Source organism: Vibrio crassostreae 9ZC13 (assembly GCF_000272045.2).
Taxonomy (GTDB): domain Bacteria; phylum Pseudomonadota; class Gammaproteobacteria; order Enterobacterales; family Vibrionaceae; genus Vibrio; species Vibrio crassostreae_C.
The window spans coordinates 1,483,801-1,506,878 of the sequence record NZ_AJYZ02000019.1 but is presented as its reverse complement, the minus strand read 5'-3'; the positions used below and the strand labels follow the sequence as shown (position 1 = coordinate 1,506,878).

Annotated in this window: 17 protein-coding genes; 10 read left to right on the top strand and 7 right to left on the bottom strand. The window is 45.3% G+C overall.

Annotated features, from left to right (window positions below; translation table 11 throughout):
* The first annotated feature begins 81 nt into the window (after positions 1–81).
* The 3 genes from A136_RS07870 to A136_RS07860 all read left to right on the top strand — a co-directional run bounded on the left by A136_RS07870 (position 82) and on the right by A136_RS07860 (position 2,632).
* On the top strand, positions 82–927 hold the full coding sequence (locus tag A136_RS07870; protein ID WP_017065159.1) for a GNAT family N-acetyltransferase: 846 nt from the start codon (positions 82–84) through the stop codon (positions 925–927).
* 121 nt (positions 928–1,048) lie between these two features.
* Positions 1,049–1,888, top strand: coding sequence for a helix-turn-helix domain-containing protein (locus A136_RS07865; RefSeq protein WP_017065158.1), 840 nt, complete (start codon positions 1,049–1,051; stop codon positions 1,886–1,888).
* Positions 1,889–1,999: 111 nt separating this feature from the next.
* A complete protein-coding gene (locus A136_RS07860) occupies positions 2,000–2,632 on the top strand; it encodes an esterase/lipase family protein (RefSeq protein ID WP_017065157.1) in 633 nt (210 codons plus the stop codon).
* Between the two features lie 133 nt (positions 2,633–2,765).
* Here the strand turns inward: A136_RS07860 and A136_RS07855 are convergent, their stop codons facing one another.
* Complete coding sequence (locus A136_RS07855; RefSeq protein WP_017061193.1) at positions 2,766–3,740, bottom strand: arginine deiminase-related protein; 975 nt, start codon at positions 3,738–3,740, stop codon at positions 2,766–2,768.
* Between the two features lie 586 nt (positions 3,741–4,326).
* Here A136_RS07855 and A136_RS07850 point away from each other — a divergent pair.
* On the top strand, positions 4,327–6,177 hold the full coding sequence (locus A136_RS07850) for an ABC transporter ATP-binding protein (protein ID WP_017065156.1): 1,851 nt from the start codon (positions 4,327–4,329) through the stop codon (positions 6,175–6,177).
* A 286-nt stretch (positions 6,178–6,463) separates the two neighbouring features.
* Positions 6,464–7,168: a hypothetical protein gene (locus tag A136_RS07845; RefSeq protein WP_017065155.1), complete on the top strand. Its 705-nt coding sequence runs from the start codon at positions 6,464–6,466 to the stop codon at positions 7,166–7,168.
* A 108-nt stretch (positions 7,169–7,276) separates the two neighbouring features.
* On the opposite strand, the gene A136_RS07840 is transcribed toward A136_RS07845, so the two are convergent.
* On the bottom strand, positions 7,277–7,765 hold the full coding sequence (locus A136_RS07840; protein WP_004732526.1) for an Lrp/AsnC family transcriptional regulator: 489 nt from the start codon (positions 7,763–7,765) through the stop codon (positions 7,277–7,279).
* A 278-nt stretch (positions 7,766–8,043) separates the two neighbouring features.
* On the opposite strand from A136_RS07840, the gene A136_RS22830 reads away from it, so the two are divergent.
* Positions 8,044–8,214: a hypothetical protein gene (locus tag A136_RS22830; RefSeq protein WP_017065154.1), complete on the top strand. Its 171-nt coding sequence runs from the start codon at positions 8,044–8,046 to the stop codon at positions 8,212–8,214.
* A gap of 638 nt (positions 8,215–8,852) precedes the next feature.
* Here the strand turns inward: A136_RS22830 and putP are convergent.
* The 4 genes from putP to A136_RS07820 all read right to left on the bottom strand — a co-directional run bounded on the left by putP (position 8,853) and on the right by A136_RS07820 (position 15,386).
* Complete coding sequence (gene putP / locus A136_RS07835) at positions 8,853–10,343, bottom strand: sodium/proline symporter PutP (RefSeq protein ID WP_029235287.1); 1,491 nt, start codon at positions 10,341–10,343, stop codon at positions 8,853–8,855.
* 183 nt (positions 10,344–10,526) lie between these two features.
* Entirely contained in the window at positions 10,527–11,231 is a 705-nt protein-coding gene (locus A136_RS07830; protein WP_017065152.1) for a 1-pyrroline-5-carboxylate dehydrogenase, read from the bottom strand.
* Between the two features lie 11 nt (positions 11,232–11,242).
* On the bottom strand, positions 11,243–14,380 hold the full coding sequence (gene putA / locus A136_RS07825) for a bifunctional proline dehydrogenase/L-glutamate gamma-semialdehyde dehydrogenase PutA (RefSeq protein WP_017065151.1): 3,138 nt from the start codon (positions 14,378–14,380) through the stop codon (positions 11,243–11,245).
* 181 nt (positions 14,381–14,561) lie between these two features.
* Positions 14,562–15,386 carry an AraC family transcriptional regulator gene (locus tag A136_RS07820; protein ID WP_017065150.1) on the bottom strand — a complete coding sequence of 275 codons (825 nt, stop codon included), beginning with the start codon at positions 15,384–15,386 and terminating at the stop codon, positions 14,562–14,564.
* A gap of 483 nt (positions 15,387–15,869) precedes the next feature.
* Between A136_RS07820 and A136_RS07815 the strand changes: the two genes are divergently transcribed.
* The 3 genes from A136_RS07815 (at position 15,870) to A136_RS07805 (ending at position 20,190) form a co-directional block, all read left to right on the top strand.
* Complete coding sequence (locus tag A136_RS07815; RefSeq protein ID WP_017065149.1) at positions 15,870–16,973, top strand: PEGA domain-containing protein; 1,104 nt, start codon at positions 15,870–15,872, stop codon at positions 16,971–16,973.
* A 240-nt stretch (positions 16,974–17,213) separates the two neighbouring features.
* The gene (locus A136_RS07810; protein WP_017065148.1) at positions 17,214–19,043 is read left to right on the top strand and encodes an SUMF1/EgtB/PvdO family nonheme iron enzyme; all 1,830 of its coding nucleotides are present in this window, start codon (positions 17,214–17,216) and stop codon (positions 19,041–19,043) included.
* 364 nt (positions 19,044–19,407) lie between these two features.
* Positions 19,408–20,190, top strand: a complete 783-nt coding sequence (locus tag A136_RS07805; protein WP_032546896.1) for a helix-turn-helix transcriptional regulator — start codon at positions 19,408–19,410, stop codon at positions 20,188–20,190.
* Between the two features lie 102 nt (positions 20,191–20,292).
* Here the strand turns inward: A136_RS07805 and pdxH are convergent, their stop codons facing one another.
* Positions 20,293–20,928 (bottom strand): pyridoxamine 5'-phosphate oxidase, encoded by a 636-nt coding sequence (gene pdxH / locus A136_RS07800; RefSeq protein ID WP_017061203.1) that lies wholly within the window; start codon positions 20,926–20,928, stop codon positions 20,293–20,295.
* A gap of 167 nt (positions 20,929–21,095) precedes the next feature.
* On the opposite strand from pdxH, the gene A136_RS07795 reads away from it, so the two are divergent.
* Positions 21,096–23,018, top strand: a complete 1,923-nt coding sequence (locus tag A136_RS07795) for a sensor histidine kinase (protein ID WP_029235285.1) — start codon at positions 21,096–21,098, stop codon at positions 23,016–23,018.
* Positions 23,019–23,078 lie beyond the last annotated feature (60 nt).

Sequence of the window (23,078 nt, the reverse complement as noted above, 5' to 3'; positions counted from 1 at the left end):
TATCTCATCGTCCGTTGACGCACCTGAGAACAAGATGACAACCACGCACTCTACCGAATCGAAACAACAGGAATTAACGCGATGTTAGACATCAAAAAAATCTCAGTACTTAGCGACTTAAGCGAACTTAAAACGGCTTACTTTGCTGAATCTACAGCTCCACTCGATGGCATGTGGCATTTTGGCTTTGTACCTATGTCTGACCATTACGGCTTTTACGAAGATGACAAACTTGTGGGGTATTGCGTATTGAACGGAGAAGGTTACTTACTTCAATTCTACCTAGCACCAACAGCCAACACCAATATAGAAGACTTGTTTACCTTAATCGTAGAAAACAACAGCTCTGTGATTGGTGAAGTGAAAGGCGCATTCGTAAGCACGGCAGAACCACAATACTTGTCACTATGCATGGATAACACCCATTCATTTAAGGTGAACTCCTTGATGTATTGCCAAGACCAAGAAGCTAACTCTAGTCGTAATTCAGGTCGTATTGAAGACATCGAGATGACTCTCGCGACGCAAGAACAACTCGATCAATTAGTCGAATTTGCTTCATCAACGATTGGTGCGCCAAAAGAGTGGTTAACCGGCTACTACGGCAATTTGATTGCCCGCCAAGAGTTATGGGGCTACTGGGAAAATGGCAGCGTTCTCGCAGCCGGTGAGTGCCGTAAGTTCGATGAGCATCAAACACAGTTTGCCGACCTGGGTATGATTGTCGCTCAACAAGAGCGCGGTAAAGGCTTAGCGACGCGTGTTATTCACTTTCTAAAGCAACACGCTAATAGCCAAGGGTTAGAAGCTATGTGCTCTACGGAAAGCAGTAATATTGGCGCACAAAAGGCCATCACACGCGCTGGGTTATCATCAAAGCATCGTATCTTGCAGTTTGATTTTAGCGAATTAAAGGAAACTGATTAGCCTTGATTCGGATTAACAAACATCAAGACTAAGTTCTAACAATTGATACTGATAAAAACTGTCACCTCCAACGATATCCACATATAGTTGGAGGTGACAATCATCTGAAATAGAAGGTTTAATGATCAATTGGTTACAGTCTCCAAAGCCCCCTGTAGTTGCTCAGTTCATTGATTGCTACTGGCTGATTGAAAAGACGCCCGACGCTCAAACTCATCAATTTCCGATACTCAATCCCGATCCATCGGCACACCTGATCTTATCGCCAAGCGAGCAGGTATATCACTACACGATTGAGCAACAGGTCGATCAAGGCGTTGGCAGCCATCTGCTGTTACCACACCATAAAGCCATCGAATTGGATCACTCGAAGCCCTTTGTTCACTTGGGCATTAAATTCCATGTCGGTGCCTTGTATTCACTGGTTATCCCAGATTGCCCTCACCCTAGCTTGGACAGGGTGAGTCCAGTCAATCTCGCAGGTTTGTTAAACAAGCCAAACGCTGATGCAACGTCACTGATCAAGCTCGCTCAAACCGATGTTGAGGCCTGCTGTCAGCAGTTAGATGATTTGCTGCTTCCTTGGTTATCGACAGCTAAAACGGATAGGCACAGCGAACTCACACGTAAGGTGTTGGCTGTGCTTGGTTCGACACCGATTGCAGAGCTTGGCGACAAGCTGTTTTGCTCGCAAAGAACATTAGAGAGAAGCTTCAACAAGGTAACAGGGCTGACATTAAAACAGTGCCAATCGATGAACAAACTCGAAGCTATGTTGGAATACTTGTATAAGAGAAATTTGGATGACATCGACTGGATGGACGTCGCCTTTCAATTTGGGTTTAGTGACCAACCGCACCTAATTCGTTACCTCAAGAAAACCATTGGCCTAACACCCAATACTTATGCCAAACAAGGGGGATTAACTATAGACGTTTATGGCGGGGTCAGGTCAGAATAACGAACTGCCACTACGACACTCTCTGTCTATTGTGTCCCATTCACAGCAAGTTTTATTGAGTTTAGATTTGCGACTAAATATACTGGGGACATCATCAGACGGAGGACAAAAATGAATAATAAAAACAAACATATAGTTTTAATTCATGGTCTATATATGCCTGCGTTGATCATGCTATATCTGGATAGAAACTTCAAAAAACGCGGCTTTACAACGCACAAGTTTGCCTACAACTCGCTGCGTTTCCCTTCTGCAGCCAAACGCCTCAATCGCTTCGTAAATGCTCGCTTTAATGAGTACGATGAGGTCTATTTCTTTGGTCACTCACTCGGTGGCTTACTCATTCGTCACTACTTTAAGTTTTATCAGCCCAATTTTGCCGACACCTGCATTATTACCGCAGGGACGCCGCACAATGGGGCAACTATCGCCAAAACACTGTCGAATCATGGGCTTGGTTTTATATTTGGTTCGAGCAAAATGATCTTAAGCGATGGCCTGGGTGACTACGATATTGATGTGCCGATTGGCGTGATTACAGGTACCTACGACGCCGGAGTTGGACGTATTGTACTGGGGAAAAACCCGGGCGATGGCACAGTCACACTCGAAGACGCCAACCTGAGAGGAGCAACGGATACTTACGCCCTCAAACTCAACCACACGGCGCTTGTCTACTCCAAAGAAGTCGTAACACTGTCGGCTCAGTTCATCGAACACAGAGCTTTTAAGGACGCTTCATAGCTTATTTCCATTAGCTTTTGCGCGTTGACTCCTGTATCGAGCTCTGTTCTCTTATATGTGAAAGACAAAAACAAAAATACCACTCTGCGATAAGAGTGGTATTCAAAGATTCATTACTGAAAGTGAGTGCTTGTTACAGACGATTTACTCGCGTTGGTAAAAACACCTCACCCAACATGCATCGCACCGAACCACCGCCAATGTCTTCAATCGTTTTCACGTTAAATGGCAGCAGCTTTCCATGCGTCGAAAGCTGAGCTAACTGGGCTGGAGAAAACGCATCGTAAGCCGATTGAGACATCGCGATCACCTTGTCGCCATTCACGGTTTCAAGCTGCAGGATGTTGCCACAGAAACGGTTCATCTGATCAATTGAGATAGAGATAACCTGCTTATCTTTAGCAAGCGACTTCACCACAAAGCGGCGTTCAAACTCAGGAATCACTTCATCACAGATCACGCAGAAGTTATCGCCAATCGCCATCATCACATTGGTATGGTAAATCGGTTGGCCAGACGGTAATGCCGTTTGGAACGAGACCACGCGAGAATAACCAATGCGCTTCGCATAATCTTCTAACACTTCGCGGTCACAACGCTGAGAAAGCGCAGCGTAGATGGTCTTGTTGATATGGTCGATAACCATCACGCCCGTGCTCTCTAGATAAGAACCTTGCGCGATGTAAGACTCTAGAGACTCGCTATGGTTAACAATGCGACCCGACGCTTCTAACGCTTCAATAAGAGCATTTGGCTTAACTTCATTCTGACGGTTTTCACACGCCATAGGGAACGTGAATAAGCTTCCATCACTACAGGTACTGAACCAGTTGTTTGGGAAAACAGCATCCGGAGTTTCAACGCCCAATTCTGGGTAATCAAACTCTACAACTTGCACACCTTCTTTACGCAACGAAGCGACCATAGCTTTAAATTCGGCCATCGTTTCTACTTTCACCTCAGCTTCGGTCAGATTAACTCTGTGCTGAAATTCGTTATCACGTGCTGTTTCTTCGTTAAATTTAAACTCTTTTGGTGGCACCATAACAACGCAATTGGCGTTTTGAACATTAGTGATATGAAGTGATTTTTTGTGTAGGTTTAACATTTCAACCGTCCCTATCTTTTATTTACTTCAGAATTGTAAACAACTTGTTACGACAAGATTCACTGAAAAGAATATTTATTTGAATATTTATCCCAAACAATTACTGCAGATCTTAGATTAATCGGTAATTTTTACTGCAAGATAACAGCACATCAGAAAGAACCAACTGTATGCATATTCGTTAAGTCACTTTATGGATAAATATTCTGATTCCATTTTCTCGCCCATCACGAGTTTTGATTACAATTCAATCCATTTAACGTTAGGATTATCACCGTTGCATAACAATCAATTACGTTTGAAATAAGCTTAACTTTTCCTGTCTAATTCAATCTAAAATAAGCGTCATGAAAGACACTCTTTGGACCTTTCCTGTATCGCTTAGACAAAGTTTTAGTGTTTTAAAGCCAAGTGCCTAAATAGGCGCTAGAACAAAATCCATCGAATGACTTAATACTGATAAGAACCCATGGGCGCTTATATAATTTCAAACTAAGACAGTTAAATTTCGAATCAAGACCATAAAAACAAAGCTGCACCAACGATGCAGTCGCTTATAGATGCACTAGTTTATAAAGGGAAATCTATGTACAAGAAATTTGAAGGCTTTACTGAAGCCTTTCCAAAGGGAGAGCCGATACAACCTCCTACTGGCATACTGGCATTCTGCCGCCATTACACTCGAGGTTTCGAAAAACCATTGATTTTGCTCGGGTTGATGAGCATGACCATCGCGATCATCGAAGTCGCGCTGTTCGGTTACATGGGGCAATTGGTCGACTGGCTATCAACAAGCAACCCAGACACTTTCTTAGCAGACAACGAATCGACATTGATGGGGCTCGGTATTCTGCTGTTGGTTGTGATGCCAATCTTGATCAGTGTTTACTCGCTATTGCTTCACCAAACTTTGCTGGGCAACTACCCAATGTCGATTCGTTGGTTAGCACACCGCTACCTTTTGAAGCAAAGCCTGTCCTTCTATCAAGATGACTTCGCCGGACGTGTCGCGACCAAAGTGATGCAAACCTCGCTTGCAGTGCGCGAAACTGTGACCAAGATGGTCGATGTGTTTGTCTACGTGACGGTTTATTTCACGGCGATGCTGTTCATGCTTGCTGAATCAGATTGGCGCTTGATGGCTCCGATGCTGATTTGGCTATTCGTTTACATCGGTATTCAACTGCACTTCGTGCCAAAGCTAAAAGACGTGTCTTCAGAGCAAGCGGATGCTCGTTCACTGATGACAGGTCGTATTGTTGATAGCTACACCAACATCGCGACGGTGAAATTGTTCTCACACAGTAAAAGAGAAACCGAATACGCCGAAGAAGGCATGGAAGGCTTCCTAGATACTGTGCACCGCCAAATGCGCTTGGTAACCGGCTTCAACATCTGCGTGGAATTCGCTAACTATCTATTGGTGTTCAGCATTGCGGGTATCTCTATCTACCTATGGCTAGATAGCGCAATCACCGTGGGTGCAATCGCGATTGCGGTCAGCTTGGCTCTGCGTATTAACGGCATGTCGAAATGGATCATGTGGGAAATTGGTGGTCTGTTTGAGAACCTTGGTACCGTGATTGACGGCATTAAAACTCTGTCTAAGCCTATTGCTATTGAAGACAAGAAAGACGCGAAGCCTCTGGAGGTTCCACAAGGCGGTATCAACTTCGACAATGTAAGCTTTAACTACGGTGAGAATAAGGGGGTGATCAACAACCTAAACCTCAACATCAAACCGGGTGAAAAAGTGGGTTTGGTTGGCCGTTCAGGTGCAGGTAAATCGACCCTAGTTAACTTACTACTGCGTTTCCACGATGTAGAAAGTGGTCGCATCCTGATTGATGACCAAGAGATCTCGAGCGTTACTCAAGATTCTCTGCGTAGCAACATAGGTATGGTGACCCAAGATACCTCACTGCTGCACCGTTCGATCAAAGACAACATTCTTTACGGTCGACCAGAGGCATCAGACGAAGAAGTATACGCGGCAACTAAACAAGCACACGCGCATGAGTTTATCGAAACGCTAACCGACCCGTTTGGCAACATTGGTTACGATGCTCAAGTAGGTGAACGTGGCGTTAAGCTTTCTGGTGGTCAGCGTCAACGTGTGGCTATCTCACGTGTTCTTCTAAAGAATGCTCCATTACTTGTTCTCGATGAAGCAACTTCTGCACTCGATTCTGAGGTAGAGGCAGCGATTCAAGAGAGCTTGATTGAGCTAATGGAAGGCAAAACGGTTATTGCGATTGCACACCGCCTGTCGACCATCGCAGCGATGGATCGCCTGATCGTACTCGACCAAGGCAATATCGTTGAAGAAGGCACTCACCAAGAGCTGATTACACAAAATGGCATCTATGCTCAATTGTGGAATCACCAGACCGGTGGCTTTATTGCCGATGATCTTGAGCAAGCTACGAACGCTTAATTTTTGTGCTATTTTAAAAGTGCGATGTGATTCACACCAATTTGTTTATTAGCGGTAAATTACACATGGCAGAATGTTATGTCGTAATTATATAATGACATTAACACCAAAGACGCCTCGCTTGCGCGTTCTGGAATAAGGCTAGACTTCGGGGGGAGGCTAGCCTTTTTTATGCCTGCTATTTGGCGCTCTTTGCTACCTGTCCAATAAACTTCATCGATCCTTTTGTTTTTTTCTTGGCGTTTTTTTCTTAAAATGCGCGCAATATTCTTTCTAGAGATCAACCATGAACAAAAGTGTCTTAACTAACGTTATCGCGTTAGCGCTGCTTGCTGGCGGCTATGCGACAGCAAACCAATACTTGCTTTATGCAGGCCTATTCGCCTTTTCTGGTGCCATCACCAACTGGCTTGCGATTCACATGTTGTTCGAGAAAGTACCCGGCCTATACGGTTCTGGAGTGATTCCAGCGCGCTTTGAAGAGTTCAAGGCAGCCATCAAGCAACTGATGATGGAGCAATTCTTTACAGAAAGTAACATCGACCGCTTCCTAAGCAGCGAGATGACAGGAAAGTCGCTCAATCTAGAGCCTGTGATTCAGAAGATCGACTTTAACCCTGCATTCGACTCACTGGTGCATGTTATCGAGAACTCTCAGTTTGGCGGTATGTTGGCAATGTTTGGTGGCACAGAAGCACTAGAGCCAATGAAAGCGCCGTTTGTTGAGAAGATGCAAGAATCTGTGATTGAAATCAGCAAGAGTGATTCTGTAAAAAATGCCATCAAAGACGAGCTAGAATCGCCTGCGATGATGGATGAAATCAAAGAAAACATTGAGGCGATCATCGATCAGCGCTTGAATGAACTAACACCTAAGCTGGTTAAAGAGATGGTTCAGACCATGATCAAGAAACACCTTGGCTGGCTTGTGGTTTGGGGCGGTGTATTCGGTGGTGTGATTGGCTTAATCTCTGCGGCCATTACGCTTTAAGGCGAACAAGTTTATCGGATTGCTCTTTATCTGACGCTCAACAAAAAATGGAAGCTTATTGCTTCCATTTTTTATATCTAAATCACGTTGGTAAGCGAAATTAGGCCACTATTTTAGAGTTGCCAACAACTCAGGGTTCACGCCGAAGCCCTTTTTATGCTCTTCAATCACCACTTCACTACGTGTCTGAATCACACCAGGCAAGGTGCCCAACTTCGTTGCCATAAACGCTTGGTACGCCTTCATGTCTTTCACTCGAACCTTGATCATGGTGTCAAAGTCACCCGACAGTGAGTAGCACTCTTCCACCTCAGGCATCATTTCCACGGCTTGGGCAAATTTGTCGAAGATCGAAAAGCTAGTCTGATCGAGACGGATATGGATAAAGACTTGAACATCGAGTCCCAGCTTTTCTGAACAAAGCTCAGCATGATAGCCCGTGATGTAGCCCTCTTTCTCCAATCGCTTGAGTCTATCAGAGCAAGGTGACGTCGTAAGGTTGACCTGTTTTGCCAGTTCAACAACAGGTAAACGCCCTTTCATATGCAGAATTCTTAGTATCTCTTTATCGATACGATCGAGCTGATGCTGAGACATAACATTCCTTAAACATTCTAAATTCCGCTCAGTATATTCCATACCAAGTGCAATCGAAGAAAACCTCGCTCACACATTTAAAAACTAAATGCACGGATGATATTCACGCCAGATATAAACACATACAAATAGATAAGAACCCTTATAAATCAAACTCTGGTTATTAACAAATTATTATAGAAATGACCCGATTAACAAATAAGTTGAGCCGGAAACGAAAGAAAGGATATAGGCCAAAGTGAATAATATAATTATCAAAGAGAAAGGATGACTCTATTATGAAAACGCAAGAACTCGCATATAAACCTTACGGTATTGGTTCATGGACACACGTAACGGTATCAAAAGATGTTGCTCAGGCACTAGCAAATGAATACTCAAACTATGGATGGGAAGTGAAGATTGATGGCAATGCCATTGAAGCTAAGCTTGCACTCAAGGCTGCTTAGAAACACAAAAACCTCCTAGCACGGAGGTTTTTTGAATCAAGTTAGTAAGCACTTACTATGAGTTAGGCTAGGCCAACTTGGGGAACAGCACTTCCAGTTTCGCAACGACAATTGCACGTGCGGCAGAAGTGCTGAGTTTCCATATCGTAGTACAGGTTTCCACTAAATAGTTTTGACGTCCATTGCATCATACGGCCAGAAGCTGTCTCGGGCTCTGATTCACAACGTTTCATTATAGACTTATGTAGTGTTGTTTTTTTACATCCTTTGCAATAGAGATCAGGCATACCTTTGTCCTATAGGTCTTTAGTGGTTACTGACAATTGACACATCATGTCCAATTCGGTTCCACAATTCACCGAGCTAATGACAAAAGTGAGCGCCAAGTTCAAAAAATAGCCATTTTTCTATTTTATTTTTTGACATCAAACGCCACCAACAAGACAGACCTTTCATTTCTCGCTCAAGATCCTTCGCTTTCGATTTACATTGTAAACCCCCATTTCAATATCAGAAAACCTCGAATAAACTTAATTTGAAATAAGACAAAGGTCGTACTCACATAAAAAAATAGAGCCACCGAAGTGACTCTATTGTTCATGTCTTTTGCTAATTCATTGGTATTTTTACAATGTAAATTAGTCTAGCTCAACTAGGTTCTTCTCGAACTCAGCGTGTTGCTTCTTAACTTCGTCTTCAGGCTCGCCCGTAATTAGACTCACGATAACGATAGAAAGAGTCGATAGGATGATTCCCGGTACGATTTCGTACACATCGAACCAACCGCCCGTGAACTGTTTCCAAAGTACGATAGTCACACCACCAACCACGATACCCGCGAGAGCGCCGTTACGGTTCATACGAGACCAGTACAGGCTCAATACAATAGCTGGGCCGAATGCAGCACCAAAACCAGCCCATGCGTAAGACACAAGGCCAAGTACTGAACTGTCTGGCGTCATCGCTAGCACAAGTGCAATCAAAGAGATTAGGATAACCGCGAAGCGGCCTACACGAACAATCTCTTCAGACGTCGCATCTTTCTTAAGTACTTGCTTATACAGATCTTCTGCTAGTGCAGATGAAGATACAAGTAGCTGTGAATCCGCAGTACTCATGATTGCCGCTAGGATTGCAGCAAGTAAGATACCTGCGATTACTGGGTGGAACATCGCGTTCACAAGAAGCATGAAGATCTTCTCGCCATCGTCTAGCTTAGGCGCGCCAGAGTTAGTCACGTAGATTAGACCAACCAGACCTACTAGCATTGCACCAACCATAGACAGAGCAGACCATACCACCGCGATACGACGCGCTGTTGTTAGGTCTTTGTTGCTACGTGTTGCTTTGAAACGAGCCAAGATGTGTGGCTGACCGAAGTAACCTAGACCCCATGCCGCTAGCGAGATGATCGCGATAGCAGAAAGTGGCTCACCTTTCACATCATTCCATAGCGTGAGAAGCTGTGGGTTGATGTTGTGAAGATCAGTCGATAGCTGACCAAGACCACCGTTCATCGCTGCGATTGGTACAATCAATAGCGCAGCAGACATCAGCAGACCTTGAACCAAATCCGTCCAAGATACCGCAAGGAAACCACCAAATAGCGTGTAAGAAACCACACATACTGTACCGATGATTACCGCTGTTGTGTAATCTAGGCCGAATACTGTTTCAAACAATTTACCACCTGCTACCAAGCCAGAACTTGTGTAGAAAAGGAAGAATAAAAGGATAAAGAAAGCAGAAATTGTTTGGATCAGCTTAGAATTATCATTGAAACGACGAGATAGGAACTCAGGTAGCGTCAGTGACTCTGTTGTAATGCTGTAAGTACGCAGACGCTTAGCACTGATTAACCAGTTCGCCCAAGTACCAACTAGCAGGCCACCAGCAAGCCAGAATGCTTCAAAACCAGCAGCATAAGCGTAACCCGGTAGACCAAGTAGTAGCCAACCACTCATGTCTGATGCACCAGCAGAAAGTGCAGCAGGCCATGGGCCTAGCGAACGACCACCTAGGAAGTAGTCTGTCGAGCTAGAAGTACGTTTGTAAGCAATAACACCGATTGCCAGCATCATAATTAGATACGCAATGAACGTCGTCGTTATTGCAAAACTGTTTTCTATCATTTGATAGTCCTCATTTGTAAAAAGCCTTCCATACCTAATTCAATGCAAGACACTCACCGTAAAGGCAAGCGAGTGCATTGAGTTAGGTATTGAGGCTCCAAGGCACTATGAGTTAAATCCAAAGATGGTGAAACCAACAATGGAGAAAACAAAAGTGCTTAGAGCCAATGTTACTGAAGGTTAGTGAGCTTCGCTTCCAAGTTCGAGCAAGGTCGCGTTACCGCCCACGGCTGTTATATTTATAGTTCGCGTACGCTCGGTAATGAAACGCAGCGATAAGTGTGGATCGTGAGCAACATGCATTGCTGTCAGATCCGTTTCAGCTACTAAACTGACGATGGCACCGTCACGCTTAGCAAGTTGTAAATTGATAGCTTGAGCCGTTTGTGAGTTACCTACGTAACCTGCGCTACGTACATCGCAAGACAGCAGCTGTTGAGCCGCGTCGTACGAAGCAACCTGCACCAAGTTCGTCGGTAAATTCGCTTGTTTCGCTGCATCAGCGATCAAGGTGTTGAATTGCACGTCATCACTGCACAATTGCACGCTGTTACCCGCTAATAGTGCTGCGGTAATCATCGCGGTTGCTGTTTGCAGTGCTGGCTCTTTGTCTTGGCAATCATCAACAATCACCAAAGCCACACCACGTCCTGCAGCATACAGCTCGTTTGTTTCACCAGTCGGGCCAGCCATTAGGTGCTGCTCAGAAAGCAGCGCAGAGGCCTGCTCTAGGTGATAAGTTGCCACTGCCGCCAAAGACGTAGATTGGCTTTCGATCTCTGATTTGAATGCAAGTACCTGAGCACTCTTATGATCAAAGTCGGTAAGATTCCATTGTTCCCACGCTAACAAAGCATCAGAAAAACCTGTCACTTGATGAACCATGATACTGCTCCTTATGCCTTGTCTTGTGATTGAGAAAAATGAACATCAGTAAAGCGGTATAGGTAGTGAGGACCACCCGCTTTAGGGCCAGTACCCGACAAACCTTGACCGCCGAATGGTTGAACACCAACAACAGCGCCCACTTGGTCACGGTTGATGTAGCAGTTACCCACACGAATGTGTTTCTCGATCCAACGGTAAGTTGTTTCGTTACGGCTGTGGATACCCATAGTTAGACCAAAACCGGTTTGGTTAATTTGGTCTACTACTTGTGTCAACTCACTCGCTTTGAAGCGAACGATATGCAGTACAGGACCAAACTGCTCTTCTTTCAAACAGCTGATGTCATCGATTTCAAATGCACTTGGTGGAACAAAGTCACCATGTTCACAATCCGCTCCTAGAGAAAGTTGAGCCACTTTCTTCTGGGTCTTAGTCATATTTTCTAGGTGCGTCATCAACTTCTGCTTCGCGTTTTGGTCGATAACTGGGCCCACATCCGTTTTATGAAGATGTGGAATACCAACGCTTAGCTCATCCATCGCACCGTGAATTAGTCCAATCACGCGATCTGCAATGTCTTCTTGAATGTAAAGCACACGTAGCGCAGAACAACGTTGACCTGCAGAAGCGAATGCCGAACGAATAACATCACGGACTACCTGTTCAGGCAGTGCGGTACTGTCGACGATCATCGCATTCTGACCACCGGTTTCCGCGATAAACGGAACAGGCTTAGCGTTACGACTCGCCAATGACACGTTGATACGTTGTGCTGTTGGTGTTGACCCCGTAAAGGCAACGCCCGCAATCGCATCATGACTGGTTAGCGCACTGCCGATCTCAGCGCCACGACCCGGTAGTAACTGAATCGTGCCAGCAGGGAAACCCGCTTCATTCATCAATTCCACTGCGCGAGCTGCAATTAAGCTTGTTTGCTCTGCAGGTTTCGCCACAACCGTGTTACCCGCCACTAGTGCAGCTGTAATTTGGCCAAGGAAGATCGCCAATGGGAAGTTCCAAGGGCTGATACAAACGAATACACCACGACCTTGTCGCGAAGCGATTCGAGTTAGACCATCAAAGCCTTTTAGCTCAAAACCTTGTAGGTTGTTCGCTTGTTTTGCGTAGTAACGACAGAAGTCGACCGCTTCACGCACTTCATCAATGCTGTCGTGAATTGTCTTACCCGCTTCTTGATGACAAATTGCCACCAGCTCAGCCAGGTTTTCTTCCATCAGATCCGCCAACTTCTCAAGCGCAGCGGCTTTGGTTTCAACCGATGTCGCATTCCAATCAGCAAATGCGGCGTCTGCACCAGTGATCGCTGCGGAAACATGATCAAGGTTTGCAAAAGCCACCTGACCCACGCTAATACGACGATCGTAAGGTGCTGTTACTTGTTCAACATTCTGATCAGCCTTGATCATGCTTTCGGCAAGAGATTCGCCGTTGATCACAGGTCCAGCAGTCCATTGATTGTTCAAAAAGCCTTTTACTTGCTCTTCAAACTGATGCGCTTCGCTCTCGATATCAATGTTCACACCGTATGAGTTCTTACGCTCAGGGAATACCGCTGGCGGCAGAGGAATCTTAGTGTTGTTCAACGTATCGAATGCCAAAAGCATGTCGACTGGATGCTGTGTTAGCTCTGCTACAGGGCAACGAGCATCAACCAAACGGTGTACAAACGAGCTGTTTGCACCATTCTCTAACAGACGACGTACTAGGTATGGCAGTAGATCTTTATGGCTACCAACTGGCGCGTAAATACGTACCGACTGTTGGTAAGCTTCCATTGCATGGTTGTAAAGTGAATCACCCATGCCGTGTAAGCGTTGGAATTCAAAGTCTTTATGGTCTGTCATCACTGCAATAGCGGAAACCGTATGAGCATTGTGGCTAGCAAACTGCGGGAAGATATTGCCACGAACGCTTGGGCTCAATAGATAACGCGCACACGCTAGGTAGGCTACATCAGTCGCTTCTTTGCGAGTGTAAACAGGGTAGTTATCGAAACCAGCTTGTTGTGACCATTTGATCTCACTATCCCAGTAAGCACCTTTAACTAGGCGAAGTGGGATTAAGTCACCCTGCTCTTTTGCTAGGCGGTTTAGCCAAACTAGAACCGGTAACGCACGCTTTGAATACGCTTGAATAACCAGACCAAACTTGCCCCAGCCTTTCACTAGCTCGCTGCGATACAGTTTTTCGAATAACTTAAGCGAAAGCTCTAGGCGATCCGCTTCTTCTGCATCAATCGTGATCGCAACATCAAGCTCAATCGCACGGCGCAGTAACTGCTCTAGCGTGTCGCATAGCTCAGTCAGTACGCGGTCTTCATTCGCCACTTCATAACGTGGGTGAAGCGCAGAAAGCTTGATAGAAACAGACGGTGCTGGGCTAGATTTTGAAGAGACGTATGTGTCTCGACCTACGGCTTCAATCGCCATTAGGTAATCTTTGAAGTATTTGTTTGCGTCAGCAGTGGTCAGTGCCGCTTCACCTAGCATGTCGTATGAGTAGGTAAAACCTTTGTCACGCATAGACTTACCGTTCTTCTGCGCTTCAGCAATGCTGCGACCAAGAACGAATTGGTGACCCATCACCTTCATCGCTTGGTGCATCGCTTTACGAATCACCGGCTCAGAAAGCTTGTTCACTAAACGGTTAACCGCTTGACCTGCACTCTGCTCTTTAGATGAAAGTCCAACCACCTTGCCTGTTAGCATTAGGCCCCAAGTTGATGCGTTAACAAAAACCGAGTCAGAATTCTTCAGGTGAGATTTCCAATCCGCAACGCTAAGTTTGTCGCGAATCAACGCATCAGCGGTTGCCGAATCAGGAATACGCATCAAGGCTTCCGCCAGACACATTAGCAAGATGCCCTCTTGAGTATCTAAGCTGTATTCAAGCAACAAGGCGTCGATCATCTGAATAGATGTTTTATCCGCACGGATAGACTCAATCAACGACGTCGTTTTGTCTGTAATTTGCTGCTTTTCAGACTCAGAAGGGGTAGCTAGCGGCAGAAGTTGCTCTAGCCATTGGGTTTCATCCACCATATATAATGGTGAGATAAGCGTCCAAAGATCAGCAAGCGACTGCTCATTGAATTCTGGCTTTAACACATCAGTAGCTGTAAACATGCGTTTTCCTTAATCTCACACCCGAAAAGAGTTCGGGATCTCTACAATGGCTGCAGTGTATTTAGAGTATATAAGGATTACTTGTCAAAAACTCCGAGTTTTTTGCTAAAAACTCGCTTTATTAACAAAACAAACACAAGGTCACATATGAAACTTTAAAATAATATGCCGTTTTGTTTCACTATTTAACAGAAATTTTCTTTTTGTATTGGGATGGTGACATGCCTTGAAGGCGTGAAAAGGTGTGAGTAAAGGAAGATTGACCGGAGAAACCAGCCAGTTCAGCGACCTGACCAAGGCTTAGATTACCTTGTTCAATTAAACGACGAGAACGGTCGATGCGCTTGCCAAGAACGTACTGGTGAGGGGTAATGCCCATTTGCTCTTTGAATAACATATGGAACTGGCTTTCACCCAAGAACACACTACCCGCAAGCTGCGCGACGGAGATCTTGTTTGCTAAATGCTGTTCTATGTAGCGATCCAACGCTTCAAGATCAAAGCGTGAATCTTTGATTGAGGTTTCAAATGCCGAGATGTGCCTTTGCATCAATGCAATCACCGTGTCATTGCACGCACGGCTTAATAACAGATCATCAGGACTGGCCTGCATCTCTTGCACCAACATATGGATAAGCTTTTGAATTTGCGCATCTAATTGGAAGTAGACGTTCGATGATTCTAACTGGTTAATCTTCTCTAGCATCAGAGGGTCATCATCGGTTGGCATAGGCATGTTGAGCACGAGAATATCCGACTGACCAACCACTCCGCCGAAAGCATGATCAGAGCTCGCTGTCACCACACAACCTTGTCCTGGGCCAACAAGATTCCCCTTACCACTCACTTCAAATTCCGCCTGACCTTTTAAACCAATCACCACCTGAGAATAATGGTGATCGTGGCAATCCATATGCGATGGCAAAGTGATGATCTCAGCAGGACGAGGGCCAGTAAGGCCTAGCGGAGAAAGGTCTAGGTTAGGAAAGGGTAAAGGTTTAGACATGACAGAAAAATACTCGGGTCAACATAGTAAGAATAATACTCTTAAATGCGCATAAGATGAATTTGTAAATGATCATGAGAGTCATTTCCTCACCTTTAGCAAAAGATCATTATCGCGATCGTCTTGATCATGCCTCCGGAAAGATGATCAAGAGTGTACAAACTACGGGCATTGTAAAACCAATCGTTCCGGCGAGTTTAGGGACTTCACAAGCAATCACACAAGCACGAAAAACCATGTGGTCAATAAATGCTTTTTCACGCCAACATAATGAATAAATTTTCTTATATAGCTCAAATAATTGGCTATAAGCCTGTAAAAAGTGTATCCGAAGTACCGAAACTTGGCTTTTGAGTAGATTGGATAGCAATAAAACGGTATAAAGACGGGTACTGTGTTAATTGCTAATAACTAGTGACTCACAACTAGGAAGTAGACACTTTATTAACGAGCCAATTTTCAATCTACAAGTTGCAGGGACCTATGACTAACTTTCGAATTTCAGCGCTTTTACTTGCGCTATCCCCACTTTGGGTATCTGCATCGGTATCCGCTGAAGAACTGAATCAAGTCGATCCCGTTTCAGCTATCGATGCAAAGCTAACAGAGAAAAACTCAGATATTGAGCGTATTTCAGCAACCAAAGTATCGGCGACTGAAAACCTAAAACAACTTCAAAACAAGAACAGCAAGTTGTTGCGCGAAGGTGAAGAACTTAAGGCAAAACGTAACAGAGCCAAGTCTGTACTCGACAAACAGTACAGTCGCTTGCTTGAAGATCCAGAAACAGATTTAGTCTCTTTCCAGAAAAGTTACCAAGACGCTTGGGCTGCGGTTAAAGAGAATCAATCGTCTCAGCTAGATAACGAACAAGCGATCAACGAGAGCGAAATTCACCTTTCTCAAATCAAGCAAAAGCAAGCTCGCCTGAATAATGAGCTGGCAAACTTGAGAGAGTCAAAAGTTGAAGCTCGCGTAAAACGTATCGCAACAGAACTGCGTGAAAGTGCGGTGCTTGAAACCAGCTATACCACCACATGTTCATCAACAATGACACTTGGTGAGTGTACTGCACAGGGTAAACACCTGACCAATCAAAAAGCCGTGCAAACGTTCAAGAGCCAATTACTTGAGCAGCTCACAGAAAGCACACTTGCGAAGCAAAACTTACAAGGTGTTCAGCTGAATATCCATGTTCAAGACAGCCAAGCGATCAAGAGCGGCTTCTCTGGTAACAACTCTTACTTCATGCAGATGCAAGCTCAACTTCAAGCAAAACCTGAAGCAGTTGCAGCATGTAACCTATTGAATGTTTCGACTCGCTACTGTTTAACAGGCAGTGACGCAGCAGTCGTTAAGAAGAGTGACAAACAGTGGGCTAACGTGACGGTACGTTCTGATCAGTACAACGACTCAGTAACCATCAACGGCATTAAGTATGGCAGCACCCCTCTTGAGGTTGCGCTACCAAGTGGTCGTCACCAAGTAACCATTTCAAAACAAGGTTACGAGTCTTACAACCGCACAGTTACCATCAACGGCAGCGACACGATTTGGGTTAAGCTTCTTCCTAGCAAAGAAAGCTAAGTCCAGTATGAATAGCTCAGCGCTCTAATTAAGATAGCCGTGCCTATTTCACAAAGCTGAATGAATACTCGCCATTTTGTTGGTAGTTATAATCTGTATGATCGTTATAGACAGTATGATCGTTATAAACTGTACGGTCGTTATAACCTTGTTTGATCGTTATAAACAGTAGCTGCAGACGAAATGGCGTTCTCGTTTAGAATATTCGATTAACCTAAATTACGATTGAAGTAGCCCATCATGCGCCAAGGTCTTCCTACTCTATTATTTGCACTTGCTCCATGCTTAATGACGCCAGCTGTTTTTGCTGAGGCAACACCACCAGCGATCGCGTCATCTGTCACCGACATTGAAAGCTCACTTTTTGAAAAGCATGCCGACTTAACGGCTGTTGAAAAGAAATTAGCCGACAAACAAAACGAAGTCGACAATCAGGCGCAGCAAACGGCACGTCTAGCTGAGTTATCAGCTCAAGCAGAGCAAACACTCGCAAAGGCAAAAGCCAGCCTAGAGCAAGATTACACGCGCATGATTGATGATCCCGATTTCGATATCTCGCTTGCTCAAAAACGCTTCCAAGACGCTTGGAAAACCGTAAAAGAAGGCAAACTTGCGATTTCAGACTCAGAGCAAAAGCAGCAAGGCTTGGTGATGGAGCTTGAGGCTATCCAAGCCGAGAAAGCCGCGGCAGAAGCTTCAATCGCAAACCTAAACCAAGACAAGCTAAGAGCAAGAGCAGAGCGACTAAGATACGAGATCACTCAGACGGAAGAGCAAACTGTTAGCTTTACCAACCGTTGCAGCAGCGATATGACACTGGCGCAGTGTTCAGACCAAACGGTGACTTTGGCACTTCAAAAAGCGGTAAAACAATTCCAACACAGCCTAATCGATAACGCGACTGAATCGAAAACAGTGAAAGAGCACCTTGCGTCTGCTTCGCTGAACATTCACGTTCTGCAACACAAAGTGAAATCCTCTGGCTTCTCTGAAGATAACCGTTACCGAGCGGTGATTGCGGCGAACCTAGAAACTCGTCCAGATAAGAACACACCTTGTCGCCTGCTTGGTATTCAGTCATCAAACTGTTTCACACAAAGCGAGCAACAAGCCAACGACCAGCAAAAAGAAGTTGCTTGGGTTAACTTGGTGGTGCGTTCAAATCAATACAACGACAATGTTTCTATCAACGGCGTGAACTATGGCAGTACACCGGTTGAAGTGATGTTACCGACGGGCCAACACATGGTCACGATCGAAAAAGAAGGCTACCTTTCTTTCCATCAAGAGCTGAAGATAGCCCGCGATCACAACCTACGAGCCGTATTGCAAGCGAAACAGAATTCATTAAATGTCGGCACCAAGTTTGCCGATCCGATGGGTAACGACATTCAGAGCCCTGAAATGATTGTTGTCGGCTCGGGTCGCTACCTACTGGGTGAAAATAACGCACAACAAGTGACGATCAAACAGCCGTTTGCATTAGCCGCGACCCCGACACGTGTGCAAGATTTTAGAGCGTTCGTTAAGAGTACTGGCTATCAGACAGATGCTGAGCTAATGAACACCTGCGACACCTTCACCAATGCCGAGATTACTTCAGTCTCCGACAATGACTGGCAAAAACCGGGCTTCAAACAAGCTGACAACTCTCCGGTGGTTTGTGTAAGCCAAAACGATGCTCAAGCCTACACTCGCTGGTTATCTGAGAGCACTGGCTTCACGTATCGCCTTCCTACACCACAAGAGTGGGAGGCCGCAGCAAGAGCAGGCCAAGACACCAACTTCTGGTGGGGTAACGAATTCCGCACAGGTAAAGCGAATACAGGCTGGGCTGGTACACCTTGGTCAAACGTCAGTACGTCTCCTGTTAAATCATTCATGCCAACACCAACGGGCTTCTACGACATGGTCGGCAATGTATGGGAGTGGACAACCGTTCAAAAGGGCCTAGCCAAAGGTGGCGCGTGGAGCTTCTCTCCTGAAGAAGCAAAAGTGTTTAACGAACTGTACGTACCGCCTTCAACGGCAGCGAACTATCTAGGATTCCGAGTAGTACGAGAGCTGTAGGCTCCCAGTCATAGGCTCAGAACCCCAAATATTTACTCTAGGTTCTCAATTATCACATTGAGCAACATTTATAGGGGAATTCCCCCCTTATGCATAAGCACTCCTAGGAGTAGATTCGTCGATAGAGTAGTAAGTCACTCTGGGTATCAAATTGATGCCTCAGTTTAATTTACCTGACCCTCGTAAATTAGACTGAAAATCTTCTACATGTCGACAAGGCATATCTTGTCTTTAGCCAGCCCCTCTTCAGGCTGGCTTTTTTTTGCCTGATTATCACCCTTTATGCCCATCGATTCTCCGTGATTGACACAGTTAATCAACAGTCCGTTTAACTGTCAGTCACCCCTTATTTTTCGTACTCTAATTGCCATTGCAGCGCTATAAGAAACTGATATCATTGCCATACCTCAGCTTACGAGATAAAACCTTGCCAGATCCACTCAACTCCATACATCGTTCTTTATTCGAACAACTTCCAGGCTGCTGGGGCTGCAAAGATACTGACTCGGTCTTCGTGTATGCCAACCTTGCTTACAACCAATTGATTGGCTTAAAACCCAATGAGACTTGTACTGGCTTGACCGACTTCGACATGCCCAGTCAAACCACTGAGTGCGCACAAGATTTCAGGGCTCAAGACAAACATGTAATGGATACACGCAGTACCCTTAAGATTCTCGATATTCACCCCTATCCAGACGGACGCTGGCACGCCCATATCTTTACCAAAACCCCTTGGCTTGATGATGACGACAACGTCCAAGGCACCATCTTCTATGGCCAAGAGCTTACCGATACCGCGATCTTAGAGGTTGGTCATTGGGTTTGTCAGGCCACAGGGACAAAAGGCGATCATGCATCGCTTGCGGGGTCAGAGCCGCGCGTGTCTAAGCTGCAAAAGCGGCTGACTTCGAGAGAATCAGAGGTGCTGTTCTTACTGCTTTTCGGCAAGAAACCACAGTACATCGCGTCGACGTTAAACATTTCAATCAAAACGGTCGAAGGTCATGTCGCTAGATTGAAACAGAAGTTTGATGCACGCAGTAAAAGCCAATTGATTGAGTATGCGTTGGATTCAGGATTGGGCTCAGTGATCCCAGAAACTCTGCTCAAAAAACAGATCTCCGTTGTTCTGCACAGTGACTGATTGACTGTTCAGCTGAAAATCCAGACAAAAAAATGCCGTTGATTTGATCAGTCTAATCAACGGCACTTTTGGATCTGTTAAGCAGCTAAGCGATCAAGCAGCCTAAGGCGCTAGACGATCAATATCCCAACTGTTGTCTTGGCGAGAGAACAAGAAACGGTCGTGCAAGCGGTGTTCACCACCCTGCCAGAACTCAATGCTATCAACACGAACTCGGAAGCCACCCCAGAAAGAAGGCACGGGAATCTCGCCTTTGGCAAACTTCTGTTTAAGCTCTAGATACTTACCTTCTAAGATCCCACGCGCTGAGATGCGGCTACTCTGCTTACTTGCAATCGCGGCCAATTGGCTCTCTTTTGGACGTGACGAGAAGTACTTCATATTTTCCATAGCCGTCAGCTTTTCAGCCGTGCCCGTAATATGAACTTGTCGCTCAAGTGGATGCCAAGGAAAGTGCAAACTGATTTTGCTGTTGTGCTCAAGCTGGTGCGCTTTACGGCTACCTAGGTTGGTGTAAAAAACGAAACCGTCTTTATCCACATTCTTCAGCAGAACAATGCGTTGGAATGGCTGACCATTTTCATCAACCGTAGCAACTGTCATGGCAGTAGGGTCCGTCAACTTCGCTTCAATGGCTTGCTCTAGCCATAAATTGAATTGCTCAATCGGGTCTGCGGCCAAGTCTTTACGTCTCAATCCACCCTTAGCGTATTCGCGACGAATATCTGTCAGTTCCATTTGCTTGCTCCTTTAAATTTTTTTGTGATTTTGCGCCGTAATCCTTTGAAACACAAGTCTAAGCCATGGTTTTGTCTCACAGAAGGTGCTCTGTGTTAACAAGATCTCGGTACTCTCTCCATCATATTGATAATCTTTATACAAACCGATGACAAGCTGAGATCCGAGTGACCAAAATACTGCCTAACCTAATGACACCCTTTGTTTTATTCTCATTGTTATTGGGAGCTGCAGGGCTGACCGCAACCCACTTTATGGCAGTGCAATTCCAAGAAAAAATCGTCACTCAGCAACTCGATGAAGCAGCAAGTAAAGCCAATCTACAAATCGACTCTGAATTGGATAAATTCAAACAGATCCCGGATTTGCTCAGCCATGACCCGCGCTTGCTCTCTTATTTTGACTCATCACCACAAGCAGACAAGATTTCCGCTGCGCAGCTCAATCAATTGCTATTTGAATGGTCGAATCAAAGCCAAGCCGACACCATCTATATTCACGATCCGAACGGTACTGTGGTCGCTTCCAGTAATTACCAAAAGCCTCGCACTTTTGTGGGTGAGAACTTCTCGTTTCGTCCCTACTTTGCTTCTGCCATTCAAGGTAACAACACACAATATGTCGCGCTAGGCGCTCGTTCGAACGTACGCGGTTATTTTCTGTCTTCACCTCTGTATATCGACAAGGAAATTGTTGGCGTTATCACCGTAAAAGTGAGCTTAGAAAATCTCGAAAACATCCTAACCAGCGACGATTTTGAGATCGTAGTACTCGACTCTAACCAAGTGGTCTTTCTATCAAGCCAAGCTCCATGGCTTTACCATTCATTGTTGCCACTAACTCAGCAACAACAAACGGATATCGCACTTCAACGCCAATACGGTCAAAGCGAAATTTCGATCATCGAAGCCTTTCGTTCTTCAAGCTCTCAGTCAGAAGCGAGCAACGCCAATCAATCTAGCAACCTTCAATCCAATGAAATCCGAAAAGAGCTCACCGCCAACCAGTTATTCAAGCTTGGTGCATTTAATCTTTACCCCGCTACCATCAGCAACAATCAGTACCAAGTTGTTGCCCTAAAAGAGACCAGAGCTGAACTTATTAAAATCTTGCAGATCGATGTCATCTTCGTGGTGATTTACAGCTTGGTGATGCTCATCGCTTGGTCGTGGCGCCAGACTTATCTCGCGAAAGTGGCGTTGACCCGACTCAACCAAAACCTAGAGCAAACCGTTGATAAACGCACTCACTACTTGAAGCAATCCAATCAACAGCTGCAACAAACCCTTTTTCAATACCAAGAGTCGCAATCCAAGTTGAAACAGACAGAACAAGAGCTGACACAAACCGCGAAATTAGCGGTACTCGGCGAGCTGTCAGCTAGCATTAACCACGAAATCAACCAACCGCTTGCAGCGTTGCGAACCTACAGTGAGAACAGCTTAAAACTGCTTGAAATGGAACGAACCGATTTGGTGAAAAGCAATCTTGAGAAAATGATTGGCCTCAACAACACCATTACCGACATCATCGCGCGACTCAAAGTCTTTACTCGCAAGGTCACTAAACAAGAGCATCATATGGCGAACCTGCACCAAGCGGTCAACAACGCCACCAGTATTCTCAGTGCGCTGATGATCAAGCAAGGAATTACGCTAAGGCTAAGCACGGTGCCAGATGACATCAATATTGCGATTCATCCAACCGAACTCGAGCAAGTACTAGTGAACCTGATTCACAACGCGACTCAAGCGCTGCAACATCAAGTTCTTGAACAGAAAATCTTGCAGGAGCAACAAAACCTGGAAAGCGTTGACCAACAGGCTAGCCCACAGATAGGCATCGAATGGCAACTGCATCATGACTCTTGTCAGCTGATCATTTGGGATAACGGAATTGGCATGCCGAACGATAAGCTAGAACAGCTGTTCGACCCGTTTTTTACCACCAAACCGGAAGGTTTAGGGCTAGGGCTTTCAATATCGAAACGGATTATTGAAGCGTATCACGGCACGATCAGCGCGAACCGGTTAGAGCCTTCAGGCATGGTATTCTCGCTAAACATCCCGTTATATAACGATAAGCACTAACACGCCGTTGTTATTGTTAACGGAAAACGAATTTCACATTACTGCTAATCTCACCTACAG

What these genes read in the sequence shown, in the direction of transcription:
- pdxH (WP_017061203.1), bottom strand. Translation starts at nt 20,928, where the DNA reads ATGGAACTGACAGATATTCGTCGCGAATACGCTAAGGGTGGATTGAGA.
- A136_RS07865 (WP_017065158.1), top strand. Translation starts at nt 1,049, where the DNA reads ATGATCAATTGGTTACAGTCTCCAAAGCCCCCTGTAGTTGCTCAGTTC.
- A136_RS07855 (WP_017061193.1), bottom strand. Translation starts at nt 3,740, where the DNA reads ATGTTAAACCTACACAAAAAATCACTTCATATCACTAATGTTCAAAAC.
- putA (WP_017065151.1), bottom strand. Translation starts at nt 14,380, where the DNA reads ATGTTTACAGCTACTGATGTGTTAAAGCCAGAATTCAATGAGCAGTCG.
- A136_RS07840 (WP_004732526.1), bottom strand. Translation starts at nt 7,765, where the DNA reads ATGTCTCAGCATCAGCTCGATCGTATCGATAAAGAGATACTAAGAATT.
- A136_RS07850 (WP_017065156.1), top strand. Translation starts at nt 4,327, where the DNA reads ATGTACAAGAAATTTGAAGGCTTTACTGAAGCCTTTCCAAAGGGAGAG.
- A136_RS07870 (WP_017065159.1), top strand. Translation starts at nt 82, where the DNA reads ATGTTAGACATCAAAAAAATCTCAGTACTTAGCGACTTAAGCGAACTT.
- A136_RS07820 (WP_017065150.1), bottom strand. Translation starts at nt 15,386, where the DNA reads ATGTCTAAACCTTTACCCTTTCCTAACCTAGACCTTTCTCCGCTAGGC.
- A136_RS07810 (WP_017065148.1), top strand. Translation starts at nt 17,214, where the DNA reads ATGCGCCAAGGTCTTCCTACTCTATTATTTGCACTTGCTCCATGCTTA.
- A136_RS07815 (WP_017065149.1), top strand. Translation starts at nt 15,870, where the DNA reads ATGACTAACTTTCGAATTTCAGCGCTTTTACTTGCGCTATCCCCACTT.
- A136_RS07845 (WP_017065155.1), top strand. Translation starts at nt 6,464, where the DNA reads ATGAACAAAAGTGTCTTAACTAACGTTATCGCGTTAGCGCTGCTTGCT.
- A136_RS22830 (WP_017065154.1), top strand. Translation starts at nt 8,044, where the DNA reads ATGAAAACGCAAGAACTCGCATATAAACCTTACGGTATTGGTTCATGG.
- A136_RS07830 (WP_017065152.1), bottom strand. Translation starts at nt 11,231, where the DNA reads ATGGTTCATCAAGTGACAGGTTTTTCTGATGCTTTGTTAGCGTGGGAA.
- A136_RS07860 (WP_017065157.1), top strand. Translation starts at nt 2,000, where the DNA reads ATGAATAATAAAAACAAACATATAGTTTTAATTCATGGTCTATATATG.